Origin of the sequence: Yersinia mollaretii ATCC 43969 (assembly GCF_013282725.1) — a bacterium.
GTDB classification, from domain to species: domain Bacteria; phylum Pseudomonadota; class Gammaproteobacteria; order Enterobacterales; family Enterobacteriaceae; genus Yersinia; species Yersinia mollaretii.
Map to the genome: position 1 here is coordinate 4,327,539 of NZ_CP054043.1, position 21,284 is coordinate 4,348,822.

Genomic DNA, 21,284 nt, shown 5'->3' on the forward strand with positions numbered 1-21,284 from the left:
TAAGCCAGTCACACCGCAGGTCGCCAGCCACCCCATTTGCCGGTCCTCTAATAATGAAAAGCCCAGCCGACCTGCGCTGGGCAATAAAACAGACTTATTGAGGTTATTGGCAAAGTGCCAGCGGCGGTGAGAACAGGCGGATCGTAAAGACGCCGTCAATCCATCCATGGAGGCTCGAGCCGCGCCATCCCTGGCGCGGACGCTTTACTCTTCCGACTATCCTCACCGTTTCCGATCGAGTCATCGGGGCTTGTCAGCGGCATGACTTATTTTATTTTTGAGTCACAACACTCGCACTGCTTGGCCCAATAGCGCCACTGAATGGCTTACCATCGATAGCATCCACCATGCGCAAACCGGATGGGCGCACCCAGCGCTGCACACGAGATGGCATATCAAAGCCAATCAGCAGAATCACCACAAATGTCAGGCTGAACGAGAGCGAACCGAGCGCGGTGCCGAGGCTCAAATGCTGAGCAATCGATGCCCCGAGAATCGGTGCTAATGCCCCACCCAGCGCGCCGACGTTGTAGGTAAAGCCCAAGCCCGCCGCACGTTGCTCGGTATCGAAATAACCGCCCAGCAGTTTCGGCAGCAATCCGGCAATGCCCTGCCCCAACATCTGTTGTAGAAACAGTAAACCACCAAGGAACAGGATGCTGCTGCCCTGAATGGCAAACAGGGGAATGATCAGTAATTGCGAAATCAGCAAGCTGGTCACATAGGCTTTGCGGGTACCCAACCAGTCACCCAAGAAGCCCCCCACGCAGCAACCCACCGCCGCACCAAAACCACTGAAGAACAAGATATTGCCGACCGTGTGCGGGTCATAACCCAGATCCATTTTCAGGTAAGTGGGCAGCAGTGCCTGAATCGGCCATGAGTAGAGGAAGGCGCAGAACACCACCACCATCAGCATCACGCCGGTCGGCCAGCGTTCACCGCTGGTTTGAATCATAAAGTAGACGAATATTGCAGCACAAAGAATACCGAGAATTACCACTAACGGTGTCGATACCATACCGGTGAAGCAGGCGTAGAGCGCGGCGGAGGCAAAGATAGTTAGGCCAATATTCAGATAACTCAGGTTGCTGCGATACAGAATATCCACCATGTTGCGGTTTTTAGTCTGTTTAGTGTGCTGTTGCTGGCTTTGGGCTTTTTCCCAATCTTCCGCTTCCGGCAGATTTTTACGCAACCAGAGTGCAAAAATAATTGGCAGTAATCCAATGTAGAACAGCATACGCCAGCCAAATGCTGGAACCACGTAGCTATAGGCTTGAGCCGCCAATACTGCGCCGATAGAGAAGCCAGAAATCAGGAATCCACTGGCTTTGTTACGCATATGCTTAGGCCAGCTCTCCATCACATAGGTGGAACTGGAGCCATACTCCCCCGCCATCCCGATACCAATAATCAGTCGGGCGATAAATAGCGTGGTGTAGCCCGGCGCAAGACCACAGGCCAGTGTCCCGAAGGAGAACAGCACAATACTGGTGATCATCGCCAGTTTGCGGCCATAACGGTCGCCCATGGCACCCAGTACCAAACCACCGAACCAGCGCGAAATAAAGGCTGCGGAGATCAAGCTGGTGGCTTGAATCAGTGTCAGACCAAATTCTTGCTTAATATCAGTCAGAACCAGAGTAATAAGAACAAAATCGAAACCATCCAGGGCATAACCGATCCAGGCGGCAATAAATGCCTTCCATTGCGCAGGGGTTAGCTGCTTGTACCAACGCAATGGCTTGTCTCCACGAGATCCTACTGAAGTGCTCATATCGTCGCTCTCTCCACCACCAGCCAAGTTCACTGGCAGAAACTGTTTTCCTCGCGGCAGATCTAACCATAGCAACCGATTGTTTATCATCACATAATCTGTCACTACCCGATGGTTCACGCCACATTTATATTTATGTGGTTTTACTCCAAACAAAAACACACAAAGGAGTAAAACTCCATTTGAGTGTATAAGATCAGCCCACTAATTCAATCACAATGTGTCGAAAACGTGACAAAGATGGCGAAATGCTAGTGTGCGTGGAAGAGGCAACAGGATCGTGGGGTGTTGACCTCCGCTAGTGGAATATCTCCGCAGCAGAGGCTTGATATTACAGCAGGAAATGCATTACCGATCATCCATTTTGGCTGACCGCTTGGGTAGTTTTGCGCTTAATGCTCTCCGCCTGCGCCGGATCCGCTTTGACCAGCAAGGCGTAAATCAAGTCCAGCACAAAGAGCTGCGCAATTTTGGTGCCGATGGAGTCCCCCTGTAGCTGCCCCTGACGGTTGCCGTTAATCAGCACATAATCCGCCAGCTCAGTAATGGTAGAGCCCATATTGTGAGTCAATGCCACAGTGGTGGCCCCAGCCTGCTTAGCCAGCTTCAGGGCTTGCACGGTTTCAGCCGACGTCCCTGAGTGACTGATGCCAATCGCCACATCACCGGGGCGCATCAGCGAGGCTTGCATATACATAAAATGGTTATTGGTCGCCGCATCCACCCGCAGCCCAATTCGCATTAATTTGCCTTTGGCATCTTCTGCCGTGATGCCGGAAGAGCCAACACCAAAAATGCAGATTCGATCGGCCGGGCGCAGTAACTTAACCACCTGCTCGACACTCTCGATAGAGAGCAGGTTTAGGGTTTCAGATAACACATTATTAATTGCCGACTGTAACTTAGTGCCAATCGCCAGCGCATCATCGCCCTCTTGCACATCCGCATCCAATAGACTGTTTTCACTGTGATGGCGAGTCGCCACTTCAATGGCCAAGTCCATTTTAAAATCCTGAAATCCTTTATAACCCAGCGTCCGGCAGAAGCGGATGATGGTGGCTTCGCCGGCCTGCGTCTGCGAGGAGAGATCGGCAATGGAGAGGTGAGTTACTTTAGCGGGTTCCGCCAGAATATAGGCCGCAATTCGCTGGGCTGAGCGTGTCAGGCTATTTTGCATTGCACCCAAGGCATCAAGAATTTTACCCGGCTTAAAACGGGGAGCACCAGTCTTCACGCGGACACCTCAAGGGAAAGAGAATTGATAAACAGGAGACATATCTGGGCGGCATCATGACATAATTGGCCCATTTGGTGAAGAAGAATGGCGATGTTATGCGGGATGCATTCCATAAAAAATCCATAAAAAAACCCCGGAGGGCCGGGGAAGATGTCAAAGATAGTGTGCCTTATTATTATATAAAAATCATCAAGATAATTAGCTACGCAGCAAGCTGTGATGAACCTTCACCACCACTTTCTTGATCGTGCCGGAGCCAGCAATTTGGCAGCCTGGCTTATGGGGTTCACCCGGTAAAAACAGCGCAAACATCCCCGGCAGCATCCGTAATTGGCTTTTATCTGGAATATCGGCGATGAGTTGGTAGTCGTCATCCGCGTGATAAGGCTCCAGATGCTCAGTGGGCGTCAGCGTTGAATACTCAATGCCTTCAATGCCACTGATCAGCAGTTGGATGTCAGCATAGGAGCGATGCATTTCGGCTTTTTTGCTCTCGGCTGGTTGGGTGTCAAACTCCATCACATTCATGAAGAGTAACTCGCCGTCGATCTCATGACGCCCGCAGCTTAGATCCGCCAGTGGCAACTCGGCCAAATAAGCTAAAACCCATTGAAGCCGCTCCGGTAATCCACAGAAAAATGCGGTCTGTGTTAATGATCCGCTGATCATGTTATGCCTCTCATTTTAATCATAAAATTGCTCCCCAAACTCATTGGGTCGCAGCCAGCAGCGGCTTCAAGGACGGAGGATATTCTTGGCCCAGAGTGCCGCCCCGAGTAAACCACTGTCCTGCCGATGATGTGCCGCCTGCACGGGGACGCGATAAATTTCTGGCAGCGCTTTTTGCGCCCCCATCACCCGCTCCAGATACCCCACCGCCAGCCCAACACTGCCACCCAGAATTACGATCTCCAGATCCAGCGCCATTTTCATGTCTGCCAACATCTGCGCTATCGCCGTAGCGGAGCGATTAATGATATTTTCCGCCTGAACATTGCCCTGTTGCGCCATTTCAAACACTTTGGCGGCAGCGACTGGCTGTTTCCAGCCCAAGGTTTCAGTACCAATGGCAGTGCCGGAGGCCACACTTTCGACACATCCTCGGCGACCACAACCACACTGTAAGCCATGAGGATCGGCTAACGTGTGACCAATATGGCCTGCCAGCCCGCGATTTCCGACCAGCAACTTTTTATTCAAGATAATGCCGCCACCCACGCCGGTGGAGACGGTCACAAACATCATGTTATCGGCAGAAATCAGACTGTCGCTATCATCATGTAATGCCTGATACTCCGCCCAAGCTGCGGCCTGTCCATCATTAAGCAGCACACAGGGCAAATCAGCGATCGACTGGATACACTCTTGCAACGGAAAATCCGCCAGCCCCCCCAGATTGGCGGGATTCAGCGCGGTCAGGCGACCACCACTGATAATCCCCGTCGAGGCAACCGCAATAAAATCAACCAGATGTCGATAAGGTGCAATCAAGGTGTCCAGTGCGATAGCCAGTTGCTCCGCCCCACCCCGGGGTGTTGCCACCTGCTGGCGACCAATCAACATGCCGCTCTCGGTAACAACTGCCGCCGCAATTTTTGTCCCACCGATATCCAGTGCTAACACTTTTCCCATCTGGCGTCGCCCTCTCGCACCTGTAATGAATGTATGACGTTGAATGAATTTATGATGCTGAATGACCTTATGATGCTAAATGACCTTATGATGCTAATAGCATGACTATGGCAATTTTTTTGCCATAACTCCATTATTATTTTTAAATTGGAGTTACACTCCGAAATGAGACATTTATTTACCTTTCTCACCATTGCACCCTGCAAATAAAAGATCTAACATGATGGAGTAAAACTTCATTTAAAAATTAAGATCGGAGCTAAAAACCGTGAGCAACCTGACAGCGAGTGACCCGACCATGAGTAACACCAGTGATCTTCGCCACAAGCTCCAAAATGGCTTGATCGCATCTTGCCAGCCTGTTCCTGGCAGCACCATGGATACGCCAGAAATTGTGGCGGCAATGGCTTGTGCGGCACTCGCTGGAGGCGCAGTTGGCCTGCGGATTGAAGGTATCGACAATATTTTAGCGGTGCGTCGGGTTACAGATGCGCCGATTATCGGCATTATTAAGCGCGACCTGCCGGACTCCGAGGTCAGAATCACCCCGTGGCTGGAAGATGTCGATGCCCTAAGTGCCGCAGGAGCCGACATCATCGCATTTGATGTTACCTGCCGCGCTCGTCCGGTTTCGGTTGAAGAGTTGTATCAGCGAGTGCGGGCCACGGGCCGTCTGGCGATGGCGGATGCGTCCAACCTTGACGATGGCTTGCAGGCGCATCGATTAGGTATCGATTTTATCGGCACCACCCTCTCCGGCTACACCCAAGATCCCGTCCCTACCGAGCCGGATCTGGCGCTGGTGAAACTGTTGACTCAGGCGGGCTGCCGGGTGATTGCGGAAGGTCGCTATAATTCACCAGCCATGGCGGCAGCAGCGATTTCAGCGGGGGCTTATGCCGTGACTGTCGGCTCAGCCATTACCCGTATCGAACATATCTGTGGTTGGTTCTGCGAAGCAATCAAGCAACACGAAGCCGCAAAACTGACTGAATACTAATTAAGTAAAAGATTGATAGCACTAATGACTATTGCGCCCGTCTGGGCGGCCTACTCTCTCTGATTTATAAGGATGCGTATGAAAAAGTTAACCGGCCTGATCGCAGCTCCGCACACCCCCTTTGATGAGCAGGGTGAGGTCAACTACTCGGTTATTGACCAAATTGCCGAGCATCTGGTCAATGATGGCGTGACAGGAGTGTACGTTTGCGGCACCACTGGCGAGGGCATTCATTGCTCGGTAGAAGAGCGCAAGAACATTGCTGAGCGCTGGGTCAAGGCGGCACAAGGCAAACTGAGCATCACCTTGCACACGGGCGCACTCAGCATCAAAGATGCCGTCGATCTCTCTCGTCATGCGGAAACACTGGATATCTTCGCCACCTCCGCCATCGGCCCCTGCTTCTTTAAGCCGGGCAATCTCGATGACCTGATCGCCTATTGTCAGGCCATCGCGGCCGCAGCGCCATCGAAAGGCTTCTATTACTATCACTCTGGCATGTCCGGTGTGAATTTGGATATGGAGCAGTTCCTGATCAAAGCCGAATCCAAGATCCCGAACCTGTCAGGGATTAAATTCAATAATGCGGATTTGTATGAGTTCCAGCGCTGCCTGCGAGTGAGTGGCGGTAAATTTGATATTCCTTTTGGCGTAGATGAACATCTGCCGGGCGGTTTGGCGGTTGGCGCTATCGGCGCTGTCGGCAGCACCTATAACTATGCCGCGCCACTGTTCCACAAAATCATTGCTGACTTCAATGCGGGCAATCAAGTCGCGGTACAACGTGGCATGGATCAGGTTATCGCGCTGATTCGTGTGCTGGTGGAGTTTGGAGGGGTTGCCGCAGGCAAAGCCGCCATGCAGTTACACGGGATTGATGCTGGTAATCCCCGTCTGCCACTACGCACATTGACCCAAGAGCAGAAGCAAACGGTGGTGAACAGAATGCGTGACGCAATCTATTCTGCTTAATTAACACGGTAGCAGTCGCTAGAGCACAAAACGAAAGGCCGGATATCCGGCCTTTATTGTATGGAGAGATCCATAACTGACTGGATCAACCCACTAATTACAGGGAGAGCAATTTAGTCAGTGACGGCGCAAAATAGTAGCTGCCGGTAACCGGTTTGCTGAAGCCCAGTAACAGATCATGCTTGCCGTCTATTGAGCCAAACATGCTTAATAGTTGCTGCTCGATATTGTGTAAGCGCGCGCAATAAGCAATGAAATAGAGGCCGTGCTTGCCGCTGGCTTTGCCGTAAGGCAGGCTTTGGCGCAAAATCTTCAGTCCCTTGCCATCCTCTTTCAGATCGACCCGGCTAACATGAGAAGTGTCTGGGCGCTGATCCGAAGACAACTCTTGGCTGTCACGCTTGGTGCGCCCAACAATTTGCTCTTGTTTGTGCTCAGGAATGCGTTGCCATTTTTTCAGGTCATGCTCATAACGCTGAACCAAGACATAACTGCCGCCTGCATCCTCTTCGCCATCCGCAATCACTGCCACTTCTGGGCGGCTATCACCCTGCGGGTTTTCAGTACCATCAATAAAGCCGGTAAAATCGCGCTCTTCAACCCAGCGGAAACCGTGTGTCTCTTCTTCCACCGCAATAGCATCACCGAAAGCCGCAATAGCCGCTTGCGCTAAGGTAAAGTTAATATCCTGACGCAGTGATTGAATATGAATCAATAGATCACGTTGAGTCGCCGGAGCAACCATCGGCGCTTTACCCAGAGGGACAAACGGCTTTAACTCTTTCGCGCCCTGCCCATTGGATAAGTCATGCCAAATGTCAGAACCGAAAGCGATAACCGCCCCCAGATGTTCATGAGGAAATTGTTGCTGCAACTCTTGCAATGAATGACAGAATTTTTTGCAGCCCTGACGAATGGCATCGAATTCACCCTGCACTTTCGCTTCCATAAATATGGCAAAACGGCAATGCTCCAGCAAAATGCCACTCTGTACTTGAGTCATCTTTTTTCCTTACTTAAAGCCGATAGGGTTATGGTGAATGTGGGTTATGGCAAATATAGTAACTGAAGCATTCAAAATAACCTTGCGTCAGCGCAAAATAAAACCGCGCCTAAAGGTAGGAATATAATTAACTCATTGATGGCTTGGCGCGCCAAATAATCTTACTCACCTTCCAGCTCTGTAATGAGTCGTCGGATGGCATTAAGCCTTCTGGGCCATGCCAGTCACCTTCAAATAAATAGCTCACATGCTTACTGTCCGGCGCAGCGCACTCTATTTGAGTAGCATCATCACCCGTGCCTTGGCGGCAAACACCAAAAGCTTTTTTGTATAAATCACCAAATGGCGTACCAATCTTGACACCCCATTGACTAGGAATATTTTTATCCATGACGTCGATACGTTCTACCGTACCTTTGGGCTGACCGGATATCACCAGCTTAATTTGGTCCTCTTTCATCGCCTGATAGAAAGAGACTAATTGGCCATCATTGGTCGCCATACCGCTGCGCAAGCGATAATCCCCTTTCAGCCCCTCTTTAATCTCATTTTCGGCCAGCGGCGTACTGGCAGTGATTCCGCCGACACCTTGATCAGTCACCTGCATACTGCTGCTCCCGCTGAACCAATTGAGCGGAGAGAGACTTGACCAGGAAAAACCGGACATACTTGAACAGCCAGCCAGCAACAAAGGGGCACCCAATAACAACAACCGCACCCCAGACAACCGTGGGCGAATATTCATTTAACGCTCCTTAAAAAAACCACTGCATCCATTAGGCTTCTCTGCAACATATGCGGCACAGAAACAGACTTAGCAGCAGTTGAAAAATGGTAACCAGTGGTTGGAGTCCTCAGCGCTGAAAAAGTGCCATCTCCGCGCCGGCATTGTTCGATATCAATTGTTCGCTATCACTGGTCAGCGGCGCATCTAATTTACTGCGCCCCTCAGATGAAAGCCACTAACAGGGGTTGATAAAATCCGCATCAGCCCCTATTTCATCATCGGGTATTAAGACTTCAACATGCCTTAACTTAAATTTGGTCTACGCTTGAGTACCCGAGAGGCTTTTCTCGTCTCCCGTTTTAGACGTAATTATTCATGCATTGAAGGAGCAATATAATGAAGAAATTAACTTTAGCGGCAACACTCATGATGTTATGCGGTGCGCCACTGTTAGCCCACAGCGCGACCGAAGCCGCGAAAGGTGGCTTTGATGGCCCAGCAACAACCCAGACTCAACCAGCAACGCAGGGTGGATTTAGCGGCCCTAGCGCCACGAATACCACTGTGGATAAAGTCAAAAGTATGCGGGATGACGCCCGTGTGACCCTGCAAGGGAATATTGTCGAGCGGCTAGGCCACGATACCTATACATTCCGCGACAGCACCGGCACCATCACTGTTGATATTGATAGTAAGCGCTGGAAAGGCCAAACCATCACTCCACAAGATAAGGTACAAATCGAAGGGAAAGTGGATAAAGACTGGAACTCAGTGGAAGTTGATGTGAAAAATATCACTAAAATTCAATAAACTATTTTAAATCTCGGGTACTGTATCTGCATCAATTCAGCACCCGAGATTTATATTCCCTCGCACATTTTCACCTCCAAAAATCAAATACCACTCCATAAAATAATATAAGAAACAAATATATTTAATTAATTTACTGCGAAAACATGTTTATTGTTTGTTTATTTCAACTGAACTAAAAAATGATTACAGTACCGTTTATCAGGCACGCCAAGACAAATTGTCTGTAATGATAAATTATAATGAATAAACTAGGAGAGAAAATGATAGATAACAACCACACAACAGAAAATTCGACGGTTGAAACAAGAATATTAAAAGGGAAATCAGGAAATAACAATTTCAATATCGACTTAGGGGAGAGCAGTTATGTTATTAGTGATTCTGGAGGTGCTGATACCCTGACATTTAAAAACACCAAATTGGAAAATTTAGAATATTCAATTAAAGATGGCCGTCACTATATCCGCGATAAACAAACTAAGAATGTAGTAACGTTTGATGATACCGGCGGCGCCGAACGTGGAGAAAATATAATGGAGGCCTATAATACTTTCCAGTCTGCATATGATAGCAATCAAACTTCTATAAAAGATGCGATCGAGAAATATTTTGGCGACAACATAGATCCCGATTTTATTCAGAGGGAAATAAATGATTTATTCTATATTTCTTATCATGAAATAAGCCCAGAAGGACTACTCCCACAATATATTAACAATCTTAAAAACGCATTTGGCGCATTAATTGAAATTACTAACTCTCGGGGTGATGGGATTAATTCATTGCTATTTTTAGAGTTAAAAACATTATTCAATGAATTCGCTCCTCAGTTTGCTAAGCTAGCGACCAATCATAGTAATGTTATTGAAGAAATAATTCTTGACGGTAAAACACATGCTGTAGAAGAATTATTCTTCTCTAAAGCATTAAATAAGACAAGAACTACGTATGGAGATGATAGTTCTAAACTTGCCGACATTACTGATGTTAAAATACTTAAAAATGGTACTTTTGACTATACAGAGCAGGAATTAGAAAAACTTAATATCGAGCGGTACAATACCAACACCATGATTGAATATATGGCAGAGTTCAAAGATCTAGGCCAACGACTAGGAATACAAGATTTACCTTTTCATGATTATTCAGGTTTCTTCCCCCCTATTGTCCAAGTCAATTAATTTTGTACCCTCTCTGAGATAAATACCTCCTCCTACTGGAGGAGGTATTTAAGTAGCATAGTGAATTTGGCCACCTTAATAGAGGCGATATTATAAATATCCCGTGTAAATGATCCTTCACCCTTAATACTCTTGATCAACAATCAGCCGCTTGCCCAGCATGATGCTATCTTGGGTTTCATAATCGAGCTTTTCATACATGCCGATCACTGCGTCATTGTCTTCGCGCACCATGATATTCAGCTTCGGGCAGCCACGGGCAATTAATTTCTTTTCCAGACGGCTGATCAGCGCATTGGCAAAGCCACGGCCACGGAAATCGGGGTGAACCCCCAGATAATAGGCCGAGCCACGGTGGCCGTCATAACCGCCCATGATCGAACCAACAATCGCGCCACTGACCTCTGCCACTAAAAACAGTTCAGGATCATGATTCAGCTTACGCTCGATATCCATCTCCGGATCGTTCCAAGGCCGCAGTAAGTCGCAATGCTCCCACAGTAGAATGACTTCTTCAAAATCGTTTTGCTGAAATACGCGGATTTCCATGGATATTCGCACCCTTGAGTCAAATAGATATGCTGATTATTACGTCATATTATATCACGCAATAATAAAGTGATATTTCCCATAGTGATAGTCCGTAAAGATATTTGTGCAGAACCAGATAAATCTCGTTTAGCTCCCTGCTTAATCAGCCCCCATCCACACCGAGAGTACAACAATGGCAAAAAATCGGGGTATACTTGGCCCCTGAAAATTTCCCGAGAACTAGAACCCTGCTGATGAATTTACCCGATATCACCCAAATCAAAACCTATCTGCTGGATTTGCAGGATAAGATCTGTGTCGCTCTGGCCGCCGCCGATGGCAGCGCGACTTTCGCCGAAGAGAACTGGACTCGCGAAGAGGGTGGCGGCGGTCGCAGTCGGGTATTGATTAATGGCGCGGTATTTGAGCAGGCAGGGGTTAACTTCTCCCATGTTTCAGGTGCGACACTGCCCGCCTCCGCCACGGCACACCGCCCCGAATTAGCAGACCGCAGTTTTCAGGCGCTTGGCGTATCACTGGTGATTCACCCGCTCAGCCCCTATTTGCCGACCAGCCACGCCAATGTGCGCTTCTTTATCGCCGAAAAACCCGGCGAAGATCCGGTCTGGTGGTTTGGCGGCGGCTTTGATTTAACACCATTTTATGGTTTTGAAGAGGATGCTGTGCACTGGCATAAGACTGCCTATCAACTGTGCCAACCCTTTGGTGAGCAGATCTATCCACGCTATAAAAAATGGTGCGATGACTATTTTTATATCAAGCATCGTCACGAAGCACGGGGGATTGGCGGCCTGTTCTTCGACGATCTAAACAGCCCCGATTTTGATACCTGTTTCAGCTTCACTCAAGCGGTCGGCGACGGCTTCCTTGACGCCTATTTGCCGATTGTCGCGCGGCGCAAAACATTGAGTTGGGGCGAACGCGAGCGCCAGTTCCAGCTCTATCGCCGTGGCCGCTACGTCGAATTTAATCTGGTCTGGGATCGTGGCACCCTGTTCGGCTTACAAACTGGCGGGCGCACAGAGTCTATTTTGATGTCCCTGCCGCCGCTGGTGCGTTGGGAATATAACTATCAACCCGCGGCAGACAGCCCTGAAGCAGCGTTGTACCGCGATTTTCTGCCCGTCAAAGATTGGCTAAACGCAGGAGAGCACCACTGATGCAAATTTGGGTTGATGCGGACGCCTGTCCGAATGTGATTAAAGAGGTGCTGTTTCGCGCCGCCGAACGGACCAGCATGATGGTCACACTGGTGGCGAATCAGCCACTTAAAACACCACCATCAAAGTTTATTCGCACCTTACAAGTGGCATCCGGTTTTGATGTCGCCGATAACGAAATCGTACAGCGGGTGGAGAAAAATGATCTGGTGATCACCGCCGATATCCCACTGGCAGCCGAAGTCATTGAAAAAGGGGGTATCGCGCTGAATCCGCGCGGTGAGCGCTATACCCCAGATACCATTCGTGAGCGGCTGAATATCCGTGATTTTATGGATACTATGCGCGCCAGCGGCATTCAGACTGGCGGCCCCAACACCTTAAATCAACGCGACCGCCAGCAGTTTGCCAATGAGCTGGATAAGTGGCTACAGCAAGCCAGTAAAGCCCAATAAGTCAAAACCCGCGCGAGGCGGGTTGAGTTTGCTGGGGAATACTCAAAGTCATTGGCGTTTGTCAGCCGTCTGGTTTCAAGATAGTGACGAAGCTGAATCAAGGGGAAACGTGCCGTTCGGGTCGAAAGCGGCGTAAGCCGCCGGAGCGCCCGTAGGTGCGGTCAACCCTTGACTCACCGCACTTATCACAAAGGTTCGGTTTGTGCTTCGACCACCGCTAAAGCCACCATATTCACGATACGCCGCACCGACGCAATCTGCGTCAGAATGTGCACCGGTTTTGCTACGCCCATCAATACCGGCCCGACCGTCACCCCCTCCGACGAGGTCACACGCAGCAGGTTATAGCTGATACGCGCCGCCTCCATATTGGGCATAATCAATATGTTAGCCGCCCCTTTCAGTGGGCTGTCTGGCATTAAGTTATGGCGGATACTCTCCACCAGCGCGGCATCACCGTGCATCTCACCATCAATCTCCAACTCAGGGGCCATCTGATTGACCAGCTCCAATGTGCGCCGCATTTTGCGCGCCGCCGGACAATCGGAAGAGCCAAAGCTTGAATGGGATAACAGAGCGACTTTCGGCTCAATACCGAAACGGCGCACGGTTTCAGCCGCCATCAACGTGATCTCCGCCAACTGCTCTGGCGTCGGATCATCATTGACGTAAGTATCGGCAATAAAGGTGTTGCCGGTCGGCAGCAGCAGCGCATTCATCGCCCCCGCTACATGTGCGCCTTCGCGGAAACCAAACACCTTCTCCACCACATCATAATGTTCATGGTAGGTGCCGATGGTGCCGCAAATCATCGCGTCCGCTTCACCTCGGTGCACCATGATGGCCCCAATCAGGGTCGGGTTACCAATCACGGCGCGGCGGGCCTGCTCCTGCGACACCCCACGGCGTTTCATGATTTGATAATATTCGTGCCAGTACTCATTAAAGCGCGGGTCAGACTCATTGTTGACCACTTCGAAATCTTTGCCGATGGCAATTTGCAGACCCAATTTCTTCAGCCGAGTCTCAATCACACTGGGGCGACCAATCAGAATCGGGTAGGCCAAGCCTTGTGAAATCAGCTCCTGAGTGGCGTGCAGCACCCGCTCCTCCTCCCCTTCCGCCAACACCACCCGTTTCATCTCTTTCTTCGCTTGCGAGAAAATAGGCTTCATAAACAGGTTGGTTTTGTAGACAAATTCCGTCAGTTTCTCGATGTAAGCATTGAAATCAGTGATGGGACGAGTGGCGACACCGGAGTCCATCGCCGCTTTCGCCACAGCAGGCGCAATTTTGACAATCAGACGCGGGTCAAAAGGTTTCGGGATAATGTATTCAGGGCCGAAAGAGAGGTCTTGCTCGCCGTAGGCTGACGCCACCACATCACTCTGCTCAGCCAGCGCCAAGTCAGCAATGGCATGTACGCAAGCCAGTTTCATCTCTTCGTTGATGGTGGTCGCCCCGACATCCAGCGCGCCACGGAAGATAAACGGGAAGCAGAGTACGTTATTGACCTGATTCGGATAATCCGAGCGGCCAGTGCAGATAATCGCATCCGGGCGCACCGCTTTCGCCAGTGGTGGCAAGATTTCAGGTTCCGGGTTTGCCAGCGCCAAAATCAGCGGGCTAGGAGCCATGGTTTTTACCATCTCTTGGCTCAACACGCCAGGGCCGGAACAGCCGAGGAAGATGTCAGCGCCCGGCATAGCATCACCCAAGGTGCGCTGGCCGTTATCCTCAATGGCGTAGGCCGCTTTGGTTTCAGCCATATTGGCCTCACGGCCCTTATAGATAACACCTTTGGAATCACAAACAGTGATGTTGTGATGCTTTAATCCCAACGCCACCAGCAAGTTTAAGCAGGCGATGGAGGCCGCACCGGCCCCAGACACCACCAATTTCACATCACTGATATCTTTCTTCACCACCCGCAAGCCATTGAGTACGGCGGCAGTACAGATAATGGCGGTGCCATGCTGATCATCATGGAATACCGGGATCTTCATGCGCTCGCGTAATTTTTTCTCAATATAAAAGCACTCCGGCGCTTTAATATCTTCCAGATTAATACCGCCAAAGGTGGGTTCCAGTGACGCGATAATATCAATCAGTTTATCTGGATCGAGTTCATCCACTTCAATGTCAAAGACATCAATACCTGAGAATTTTTTAAACAGAACGCCCTTACCTTCCATTACCGGCTTACCGGCTAATGCGCCGATATTCCCCAGCCCCAGCACCGCAGTGCCATTGGAAATAACCGCGACCAAGTTACCGCGCGCCGTATATTTGTAGGCGGCCGAAGGATCAGCGGCAATTTCCAAACAGGGGGCCGCAACACCGGGAGAGTAAGCCAGCGCCAAATCCCGTTGGGACGCGAGCGGTTTAGTGGGCGACACCTGAATTTTCCCTGGAGTGGGGAATTGGTGAAAATCAAGCGCACTCTGTTTCAATTGTTCGTCCATTGTAGGTTCCCTTTGCTTTTATGCTTTGAGGTGGTATGACCAAGAGCAGAACCAGTATAGTGAGTGAATCATCACAATCTATGAACTAGGGCATACTCTGCATAACATTTTTGTATCAATCGCGGAATTTACTTATCAATCAGAAGGGATTATCAACAATGAGCGGGATATTCAGTGCCGCTCAAGTCGCGGCAGTGAAATATCGCGGTAACAGATAGGAATAATATTAACTAGCAAGTCAGTAATTCGTGATTCGGGTAAGTGAGCGCCGCTAACAACGCTGCGGCGTCATGGACACTGCTGCTTACTCCCCAAAGTCATTGGCGTTGCAGCTAGGCAGCAAGTGAACGCATCCCGATGAGCTTATTTATAAGCAAGGCTAACGGCACGTAAGTCATTCGGATAAGTGAGCGCCGCTAACCACGCTGCGACGTCAAGGGCACCTGATGCTTAATTCCCCAAAGTCATTGGCGTTGCAGCTAGGCAGCAAGTGAACGCATCCCGATGAGCTGACTCAAGTCAGTGATTCGGGTAAGTGAGCGCCGCTAACAACGCTGCGGCGTCAAGGACGAAGGGGAATTAAAGAAACCATGAATTTGGGCATACTGCAACAGCATCATCGTCTTGCCATCTTTAATCCGCCCATCCGCCATCATCGCCAGCGCCTCGGTGAAGGGCAGTTCAACCACATCAATGACTTCATCTTCGACGCCGACATCGTCTGTGACTTTCTGATCCGAATGGTATTGTGCTGCAAAGAAATAGACAATTTCAGTCACGCCACCCGGTGACATATAGGCTTCGAATAATTTTTGGACTTTATCAATCTGATAGCCAGTCTCTTCCATCGCTTCACGGCGAATACACTCTTCCGGCGAGTCGTTATCCAATAATCCGGCGCAGGTTTCTAGCAACATGCCCGTCGGATTACCATTAACGTAAGTGGGCATACGGAATTGATTGATGAGTACCACGGTGCCTTTTTCTGGGTTATACAGCAGAATAGTCGCGCCATTCCCCCGGTCATAGACTTCGCGAATTTGTTGCACGGTGGTGCCATCATCCGCTTTTAAATCAAAGGTATATTTGTGTAATTTAAACCAATTTTTGGATAATACTTCACTCTGAATATTTTCAATTTTGACTGACATAGCGCCTTCTCTGCTCGCAACAACACCCTAACGTTTTCCCTGCTTAGCTAACGCCACTCCCGATTCATTTGCAATAGGCGCTCGTGCAATAAACACCTGCCATAAAATATGCCCCGATAGCGGGGCATATAAAATAGGCTGTATTGAGAATTTTGCCATTAAAAACCGGTTGGCACATCCTTCATATCCGGCAATTTATGGGCAATGCCTTTATGGCAGTCGATACAAGTTTTACCTTCCGTAATGGCTTTACTGTGCATCTTCGCCGCCACAGTTTTTTGCGCGGTGAAATCCATATTGTCGAAATTATGGCAGTTACGGCACTCTTGCGAGCCATTGGCTTTCATTCGCGCCCACTCATTTTCGGCCATCGCCAGACGATGAGCCTCAAACTTCTGCGGCGTATTAATCAAGCCAATGGTTTTGGCATACAGCTCTTTACTGGCCTTGATCTTGCGCACCATTTTTGGCCCCCACTCATGGGGCACGTGGCAATCAGGACAGGTCGCCTTCACACCACTGCGGTTGCTGTAGTGGATAGTTCCCATGTACTCCTGATACACGTTGTCTTTCATCTCATGGCAGCTAATACAGAATTTCTCGGTATTCGCCATCTCCATGCCGGTATTAAAACCGCCCCAGAAAATGATGCCACTGACAAAGCCAATCAGCAGTAGAGTCCCTAGCGCCAGTCGGCTTGGCCGACGCCACCACTGCCATATCCGTCGGATCACACCCGGCTTTTTCGTTTCACTCATCACTGGCCTCTCTCATTACTCATCTCACAGTAGCACCTGGGTTATTGACCAAAGCCAGGGGCGGGTTGGAAGCTGTTACCGACAATCGGTGCGGCATCGGTTTGGGGTACATGGCATTGCAGGCAGAAATAGCGACGTGGAGAGACTTCACTCGACACTTTGCCATCGCGGTCAATAAAGTGGGTCGGGCTGACGCGCGGTGCGCCAGTGGTGCGATAGTGCTCCACGCCGTGGCATTGCAGGCAGCGGTTGGTATTTTTGCTGATTTGATAGCCATCCACACTATGGGGGATCAGCGGCGGCTGGTTAACATAGTTCAGCGCCATTCGCTGTTGTTGTTTCGGCATTTTCACCTTGCCTTCCGCCGTCCCTGAAACCTCTGGTGACTGGCTTAGATCCATCTCGACATTGCTGGCCGCATTGACCGCGCCCGCGACCACCAATACCGCCAACAGCGATATGATGGACAAAAATCGGCGGTTTAGTGATTTAAACATCGTGCTATTCATTATTTCCTCCTGAAAGACACTGTCTTTTCCTGAGCATCCCTGGATATTTTTGATAAGTGAGTGGCAAAGCCCGCCCCGCAGGGCGAGCCGCCGTATCACGCCACTACCCGCGCCAATTTCACCGCGCATTTTTTAAAATCTGTCTCTTTGGAGAGCGGATCGGTGGCATCCAGTGTCAGATTGTTCACCAGTTGGGCGGCATCGAAGAATGGCATATAGACCAGCCCTTCTGGTGGGCGGTTACGGCCACGGGTTTCGACCAGCGAAATCACTTCACCACGGCGCGAAATCACTTTCACTTTGTCGCCACGGTGTAAACCACGCTTTTTGGCATCCAGTGGGTGAATGAAGAGCACGGCCTCTGGGAAGGCGCGGTGCAATTCAGGTACTCGGCGAGTCATGGATCCGGTGTGCCAATGTTCCAGCACTCGGCCGGTGGAGAGCCACAGGTCATACTCTTCATCCGGGCTTTCGGCGGCCGGTTCATAAGGCAGGGCGAAGATCACCGCTTTGCCGTCCGGTTTGCCATAGAAGCGCACCTCTTCGCCTTTCGGCACGAAGGGGTCGAAGCCTTCGCGGTAACGCCAAAGGGTCTCTTTACCATTCACCACCGGCCAGCGCAGGCCGCGCTCTTGGTGGTAGCGGTCGAATGGCGCTAAGTCGTGGCCGTGACCGCGACCAAAATCGGCATACTCTTCAAACAGCCCTTTTTGGATGTAGAAACCGAAATCACGCGCTTCGTCATTCAGTTGATCGGCAGGAATTTCGCTTAGCGGGTATTTGTTCACCACATCATTGGCAAACAGCACGTCATACAACGTTTTACCGCGATATTCCGGCTTCTTGTTGACCAATTCGGCAGGCCACACCTCTTCGACTTTGAAGCGCTTGGCGAACTCAACCATCTGCCACAAATCGGATTTAGCTTCGCCCGGTGCCGGAACTTGCTGACGCCAGAACTGCGTGCGGCGCTCTGCATTGCCGTAAGCGCCCTCTTTTTCCACCCACATCGCCGTTGGCAAGATAAGGTCCGCCGCCAGCGCACTGATGGTGGGATAGGGGTCAGAGACGACAATAAAGTTACGCGGATCACGCCAGCCCGGCATACGGTCTTCGTTGATATTTGGGCCAGCCTGCATGTTGTTGTTGCACATCACCCAGTAAGCATTGAGGGTGCCATCTTTTAGCGCCCGGTCTTGCGCTACCGCGTGCAGCCCCACTTTTTCGGGGATAGTCCCCGCAGGCAGTTGCCATTTGGTTTCGGCAATCTGGCGATGTTTTTCGTTGGTGACGACCATATCCGCAGGCAAGCGGTGGGAGAAAGTCCCCACTTCGCGCGCGGTGCCGCAAGCCGATGGCTGGCCGGTCAGGGAGAAGGGACCAGACCCCGGTTTGGAGATCTTGCCCGTTAACAGATGCAGGTTGTAGCACATGTTATTGGCCCAGACACCCCGGGTGTGCTGGTTGAAGCCCATGGTCCAGTAGGAGACCAGTTTCACTTTCGGATCAGCATAGAGTTGCGCCAGCGACTCCAATTGGTCTTCCGGCACGCCGCTCATTTTAGCCGCTTTTTCGACGGTATATTCGGCGACAAAGGATTTGAAATCATCAAAACTCATCGGCTCGGAGGCATCGCTGCCCGGATTCTTAGCGGCTTTTTCCAGTGGATGCGTGGGTCGTAAACCATAGCCAATATCAGTGGCACCACGACGGAAATTCACATGGCGGTCAAGGAAGCCCTGATCAACGGCATTGTTTTGGATGATGTAATTGGCGATGTAATTCATGATTGCCAGATCGGTCTGCGGGGTGAAGACCATCGGGTTATCAGCCAATTCAAAGCTGCGGTGCTCATAGGTAGAGAGAACAGCAATTCTGACATTTTCATTAGTCAGGCGGCGGCTGGTCATGCGCGACCATAAAACCGGGTGCATCTCGGCCATATTGGAGCCCCAGAGCACGAATGCATCTGCTTCTTCAATATCATCGTAGCAACCCATTGGCTCATCCATACCGAAGGTGCGCATAAAGCCCACCACGGAGGAGGCCATACAGTGACGGGCATTGGGGTCAAGGTTGTTGGAGCGGAAGCCCGCTTTCAGTAATTTCGAGGCGGCATAGCCCTCCCAGACAGTCCATTGGCCGGAGCCGAACATGCCAACTGCCGTCGGGCCTTTCTCTTTTAGTGCATTTTTGAATTTCAGTTCCATGATATCAAAGGCTTTTTCCCAACTGATGGGGGTGAAATCGCCCTCTTTATCATACTGCCCATCTTTCATCCGCAGCAGCGGCTGGGTCAGGCGGTCTTTGCCATACATGATTTTGGGCAGGAAATAGCCTTTCACGCAGTTCAACCCCCGGTTGACTGGCGAATCAGGGTCACCTTGCGATGCCACGATTCGGCCATTCTGCGTCCCGACTAATACACCACAGCCCGTGCCACAGAATCGGCAAGGGGCTTTATCCCACTTAATGGCGTTTGATGTCTCACCCACGACGGCCTTAGCGACTGTGGGTATGGTCAATCCGGCAGCGGCAGCAGCAGCGACCGCCGCATTGGCCTTCATAAAATCCCGGCGACTGAGTTTCATGGCATTTCCTCACCTTGCTGATCCTGCTGGTGATAAACCAGCGATACAGCCAGCACACCATCCAGATTACGTGCTGACTCAATATAATTCAGGAGCACGTCTGAGCGCGCCGCCTGCATAACCACCACCAGCTTGCCTTGAGCGGCATCACTGGTCGGTATTTCTGTGCCCGGGATCGCCAGCAAGCTGTCGGTCAACTGCGCAAATCGCGCCGGTTTGGCTTGCAATACCAATCCGCAGACATGCCACTCTTTATCGTCCATCATCACTCCGGGTGAGGGTTACAGCCTGAACCGGGCAACCGGGTACGCAAGCACCGCAACCAGTACAGGCAGGTAAATCTAATTCGGGTTGAGCAATGCCATTCAGCCGTGGGCGGAATTTAATCGCCCGTGTTTCACAGCTATCCTGACAGCTACGGCACTCAATATGGTGAAAAGGCAAACAGCGGTCTGAGATCGTGATTTTAAGTGACCAAGCAGCCAGTTCTGTCGAGGTAAAAACAGGGGCTTCACACGCCTGCACGCAAGCCTGACAAAAGCTGCATTCGGCACGCTGGAAATCTATTTCGGGGAATCCACCACTACCTGCTATCAACACGCCAGTTTCACAGGCGGAAACACAGGCATGGCATCGGGTACAACCCGCGATAAAATCAGCCTCCATCACCGACCAAGGTGGGCGAATAACAGAAAGTGGCTGTTTATCTGCCCGCCAATAACCAGTCAGTAATCTACGCCGCGATAAATCAGTCATGCTGATATCCTTAATACCTGCTGGCGCGTCCGTGTGTGCGGTAGAGAGTGTTCATTTAACGCCCGAGGGTTTATATCGGGATGATGATAATTATTCTTATTTATCTTGATGAAAGAGATTCCCCAGTGTTTAGCTACTAAATACAGAATAATGAGTAATAAAATAATTACTCTTTAGGGTTAATCAGTGGTGGATATTGAGCAGGATCAATTAATTTAGTGGTTATTTGCCTGATTTGTCTCTGTTAAATCTATTTGCGTTATCACCTTTTTTATATAACGATTTGTTTAATGAGAATAGCTATCAAATCAAGCTGATACTTTGGTAATTATTTCTTCAGATAAAGTGCAACTGCTGAATGAATTTGATCGGTATTTTAAGACTGATGCTTTAAAGCAGTCCCCCTTCCCTTGTGGGTAAAAATAGAGATCCCATCGGAACCCTCTTATACTACGTAGGAGAATTACCACGGGAAATAGGCTAAGACTGCGGTACACTAAAATCATAGGTCAGCTCGCTGTGCTTGATAACATGGTTAGCCT

20 protein-coding genes and 1 pseudogene are annotated in these 21,284 nt (G+C 50.2%); 6 read left to right on the forward strand and 15 right to left on the reverse strand.

The window, feature by feature from the left end; all coding sequences use genetic code 11:
• Positions 1-93: 93 nt before the first annotated feature.
• The 5 genes and pseudogenes from HRD69_RS20795 to HRD69_RS19270 all read right to left on the reverse strand — a co-directional run.
• Positions 94-168 (reverse strand): annotated as a pseudogene (locus HRD69_RS20795) (gluconate 5-dehydrogenase); the annotation flags it as partial.
• Positions 169-271: 103 nt separating this feature from the next.
• Positions 272-1,780 carry an MFS transporter gene (locus HRD69_RS19250; protein WP_032815511.1) on the reverse strand — a complete coding sequence of 503 codons (1,509 nt, stop codon included), beginning with the start codon at positions 1,778-1,780 and terminating at the stop codon, positions 272-274.
• 355 nt (positions 1,781-2,135) lie between these two features.
• Positions 2,136-2,957: a MurR/RpiR family transcriptional regulator gene (locus HRD69_RS19260; protein WP_244455173.1), complete on the reverse strand. Its 822-nt coding sequence runs from the start codon at positions 2,955-2,957 to the stop codon at positions 2,136-2,138.
• 258 nt (positions 2,958-3,215) lie between these two features.
• The gene (nanQ, locus tag HRD69_RS19265; protein WP_004877692.1) at positions 3,216-3,686 is read right to left on the reverse strand and encodes an N-acetylneuraminate anomerase; all 471 of its coding nucleotides are present in this window, start codon (positions 3,684-3,686) and stop codon (positions 3,216-3,218) included.
• 66 nt (positions 3,687-3,752) lie between these two features.
• On the reverse strand, positions 3,753-4,649 hold the full coding sequence (locus HRD69_RS19270) for an N-acetylmannosamine kinase (RefSeq protein ID WP_004877695.1): 897 nt from the start codon (positions 4,647-4,649) through the stop codon (positions 3,753-3,755).
• A 298-nt stretch (positions 4,650-4,947) separates the two neighbouring features.
• Here HRD69_RS19270 and HRD69_RS19275 point away from each other — a divergent pair, with 298 nt between their 5' ends.
• Positions 4,948-5,649 (forward strand): N-acetylmannosamine-6-phosphate 2-epimerase, encoded by a 702-nt coding sequence (locus HRD69_RS19275; protein ID WP_071984874.1) that lies wholly within the window; start codon positions 4,948-4,950, stop codon positions 5,647-5,649.
• A 78-nt stretch (positions 5,650-5,727) separates the two neighbouring features.
• On the forward strand, positions 5,728-6,621 hold the full coding sequence (locus HRD69_RS19280; protein WP_032815508.1) for a dihydrodipicolinate synthase family protein: 894 nt from the start codon (positions 5,728-5,730) through the stop codon (positions 6,619-6,621).
• A 97-nt stretch (positions 6,622-6,718) separates the two neighbouring features.
• On the opposite strand, the gene HRD69_RS19285 is transcribed toward HRD69_RS19280, so the two are convergent.
• Positions 6,719-7,624, reverse strand: coding sequence for a Dyp-type peroxidase (locus tag HRD69_RS19285; RefSeq protein ID WP_004877702.1), 906 nt, complete (start codon positions 7,622-7,624; stop codon positions 6,719-6,721).
• Positions 7,625-7,751: 127 nt separating this feature from the next.
• Positions 7,752-8,369, reverse strand: a complete 618-nt coding sequence (locus HRD69_RS19290; protein ID WP_004877704.1) for an RpoE-regulated lipoprotein — start codon at positions 8,367-8,369, stop codon at positions 7,752-7,754.
• A gap of 378 nt (positions 8,370-8,747) precedes the next feature.
• Here HRD69_RS19290 and HRD69_RS19295 point away from each other — a divergent pair, with 378 nt between their 5' ends.
• Together HRD69_RS19295 and HRD69_RS19300 are read left to right on the forward strand one after the other, a co-directional pair.
• Positions 8,748-9,161 (forward strand): YgiW/YdeI family stress tolerance OB fold protein, encoded by a 414-nt coding sequence (locus HRD69_RS19295; protein ID WP_004877705.1) that lies wholly within the window; start codon positions 8,748-8,750, stop codon positions 9,159-9,161.
• A 242-nt stretch (positions 9,162-9,403) separates the two neighbouring features.
• Complete coding sequence (locus tag HRD69_RS19300; RefSeq protein WP_004877706.1) at positions 9,404-10,345, forward strand: hypothetical protein; 942 nt, start codon at positions 9,404-9,406, stop codon at positions 10,343-10,345.
• A gap of 123 nt (positions 10,346-10,468) precedes the next feature.
• Here HRD69_RS19300 and HRD69_RS19305 read toward each other — a convergent pair whose 3' ends face one another.
• Positions 10,469-10,894, reverse strand: coding sequence for a GNAT family acetyltransferase (locus tag HRD69_RS19305; RefSeq protein ID WP_004877707.1), 426 nt, complete (start codon positions 10,892-10,894; stop codon positions 10,469-10,471).
• A 236-nt stretch (positions 10,895-11,130) separates the two neighbouring features.
• Here HRD69_RS19305 and hemF point away from each other — a divergent pair, with 236 nt between their 5' ends.
• Complete coding sequence (gene hemF, locus HRD69_RS19310) at positions 11,131-12,057, forward strand: oxygen-dependent coproporphyrinogen oxidase (protein WP_004877708.1); 927 nt, start codon at positions 11,131-11,133, stop codon at positions 12,055-12,057.
• Complete coding sequence (locus tag HRD69_RS19315; RefSeq protein ID WP_032815509.1) at positions 12,057-12,512, forward strand: YaiI/YqxD family protein; 456 nt, start codon at positions 12,057-12,059, stop codon at positions 12,510-12,512. Before hemF ends, HRD69_RS19315 begins: the two co-directional genes overlap by 1 nt.
• 185 nt (positions 12,513-12,697) lie before the next feature.
• On the opposite strand, the gene maeB is transcribed toward HRD69_RS19315, so the two are convergent.
• The 7 genes from maeB to napF form a co-directional block, all read right to left on the reverse strand.
• Positions 12,698-14,977, reverse strand: a complete 2,280-nt coding sequence (maeB, locus tag HRD69_RS19320) for an NADP-dependent oxaloacetate-decarboxylating malate dehydrogenase (RefSeq protein WP_004877709.1) — start codon at positions 14,975-14,977, stop codon at positions 12,698-12,700.
• Positions 14,978-15,522: 545 nt separating this feature from the next.
• Complete coding sequence (gene nudK, locus HRD69_RS19325; RefSeq protein WP_050538636.1) at positions 15,523-16,128, reverse strand: GDP-mannose pyrophosphatase NudK; 606 nt, start codon at positions 16,126-16,128, stop codon at positions 15,523-15,525.
• A gap of 158 nt (positions 16,129-16,286) precedes the next feature.
• Positions 16,287-16,886: a cytochrome c-type protein NapC gene (napC, locus tag HRD69_RS19330; RefSeq protein WP_032815596.1), complete on the reverse strand. Its 600-nt coding sequence runs from the start codon at positions 16,884-16,886 to the stop codon at positions 16,287-16,289.
• A gap of 41 nt (positions 16,887-16,927) precedes the next feature.
• Positions 16,928-17,395 carry a nitrate reductase cytochrome c-type subunit gene (gene napB, locus HRD69_RS19335; protein ID WP_032815595.1) on the reverse strand — a complete coding sequence of 156 codons (468 nt, stop codon included), beginning with the start codon at positions 17,393-17,395 and terminating at the stop codon, positions 16,928-16,930.
• Between the two features lie 95 nt (positions 17,396-17,490).
• The gene (gene napA, locus HRD69_RS19340; RefSeq protein WP_032815593.1) at positions 17,491-19,986 is read right to left on the reverse strand and encodes a nitrate reductase catalytic subunit NapA; all 2,496 of its coding nucleotides are present in this window, start codon (positions 19,984-19,986) and stop codon (positions 17,491-17,493) included.
• Positions 19,983-20,249, reverse strand: coding sequence for a chaperone NapD (gene napD, locus HRD69_RS19345; protein WP_032815592.1), 267 nt, complete (start codon positions 20,247-20,249; stop codon positions 19,983-19,985). Before napD ends, napA begins: the two co-directional genes overlap by 4 nt.
• On the reverse strand, positions 20,239-20,742 hold the full coding sequence (gene napF, locus HRD69_RS19350) for a ferredoxin-type protein NapF (protein WP_004878033.1): 504 nt from the start codon (positions 20,740-20,742) through the stop codon (positions 20,239-20,241). Before napF ends, napD begins: the two co-directional genes overlap by 11 nt.
• Positions 20,743-21,284: the final 542 nt, after the last annotated feature.